We start from the raw sequence: 1,874 nt of genomic DNA, 5'->3' as shown, positions 1-1,874 counted from the left end.
CAGCGCGGTGGTGACGGGGGCCCGAATCTTCATGGGCGATTCCGGCTCGATGATGATCGGATTGATGCTGGCCGCGGTTTCCACCGGCGCCTCCGGCCGAATTCCGCTGCAGGGCTACGGCCCGCGCGACATTGTGGGTTTGCTCTCGCCGCTGCTGTTGGTGGGTGCGGTGATGTTCATTCCGGTGCTCGATCTGTTGCTGGCGATCGTGCGCCGCGTGCGCGCCGGGGTGAGTTTCTCCACACCGGACAAAATGCATCTTCATCACCGATTGCTACAGATCGGACATTCTCAGCGACGCGTTGTGCTGTTGATCTATTTGTGGGTCGGCGTGCTCGCCTTCGGCGCGGTCGGTACCTCGCTGATGGATCGGCGGCTGGTGGTGCTGCTGGTGGCGGGTGGATTGGTGTTCGCCCTGGTAGTGACCGCGATCCCATCGATGCGCCGGGTGGAGTCGGCCAACCACTGAGAAGTGGCCGAAGGTAAAGTACCGGCCGTGAGCTTTACTCCGAACCCCGTGCCAGGCCCCGACGCCCCCCTGCGCACCGCGCTGCGCTACGGCCTGATCGGGCTCGGTGTCCTCGTGGTCGTCTCGGTGGCGATCGGCACCGCGGTGGCCGGGATGCCGGGCCTGTGGGGCGCGCTGCTCGGCGCGGCCATCGGTGGCGGATTCATCCTCACCACCGTGGTGGCCGTGCTGCTCGGCGCCAAGCTGCCGCCGAGCACGGCGGGCCTGGTCATGCTGGTCAGCTGGGTCGGCAAGCTGCTGATCGCGCTGGTGATCGTCGGTGTGCTCAACCAGTTCGACTTCTACAGCAGGCCCACGCTGTTCTTCACCGTGGTCGGCGCCCTGCTGATCGTGCTCGGCGCCGAGACGTACGGCGTTGTGAGCGTGAAGGTTCCGTATGTCACGACACGCGCGGGAGACGACGAAACGGCTTCCGAGCAGGAATAATCCCACCCAGCTACACACTGTCGTAGATAGCTTGGTAAAGTGTTGGTAAGCAAGCACCCAAGCTGGAGGCGCTGCCCAGGATGACTCGGGGCAATGCCTCGGGTTACCAGGGGGGATCGCCAAGATCCTGCCCGGTGCCGCTATGCTTACTGCCGATCCGGGTGGAATGTGCCCGGTTGAAGCATGTCGACGATGTCGCCGACGCCCGAACAGAAGCCGATACGCGTTACACCGTACGAGCAACTGTCGAATTTCGAGCCGACCAGAGTCGACCCCATTGATCGTCAATGTCCGATCGAACCGCGGGAATGACCGTCGTACCCGCGGCCCGAACACGGGAGAGAACGCTGAGCGTCATCACTTTGGCGGCGGGCGAGTTCCACGCGCCATCGCTGTCCGACTTCTTCCCTCCAGCAGTGCTGTTCGAGGGTACGCCGTTCGAACTCGACCGCCTGATGCTGATCCGGCTGCTGATGACCGCCGTTGTGGTGCTCGTCTTCGTGCTGGCTTTCCGCTCGCCGAAGATCGTGCCCCGCGGCCTGCAGAACGTGATGGAAACCGCCGTGGTTTTCGTCAAGGAGCAGATCGCCGACGAGGTACTCGGCAAGGAAACCGGTAAGCGGTTCCTCCCGCTGATCGCGACGATCTTCTTCACGGTTCTGTTCCTGAACTTCTCCAGCATTGTTCCGTTCCTGAACATCTCGTCGAATGCACGAGTCGGCATGCCGCTGGTGCTGGCGGCGATCGCCTACATCGCGTTCAACTACGTGGGTATCCGCAAGTACGGCTTCTTCAAGTACATGCGGTCGAGCATCGTCGTTCCCGATGTGCCGCCCGCGCTGCACGTGCTGCTGATCCCGATCGAGTTCGTCTCGACCTTCATCCTGCGGCCGTTCACGCTGACCGTCCGACTCATGGC

The 1,874-nt window shown here is 63.1% G+C and carries 2 protein-coding genes and 1 pseudogene; all 3 read left to right on the top strand.

Features of this window, described 5'->3' with window-relative positions:
- Positions 1-469, top strand: a pseudogene (locus ACWDNU_RS45355) (undecaprenyl-phosphate alpha-N-acetylglucosaminyl 1-phosphate transferase); the annotation flags it as partial.
- 27 nt (positions 470-496) lie between these two features.
- A complete protein-coding gene (locus ACWDNU_RS45350; RefSeq protein WP_355284651.1) occupies positions 497-955 on the top strand; it encodes a hypothetical protein in 459 nt (152 codons plus the stop codon).
- A 287-nt stretch (positions 956-1,242) separates the two neighbouring features.
- Positions 1,243-1,874, top strand: a 632-nt coding sequence (locus ACWDNU_RS45345; protein ID WP_449673389.1) for a F0F1 ATP synthase subunit A, incomplete at its 3' end; no start/stop codon positions are given.

It is taken from the genome of Amycolatopsis sp. NPDC003676 (assembly GCF_053587275.1).
This window is presented reverse-complemented; position numbering and strand designations above follow the sequence as displayed.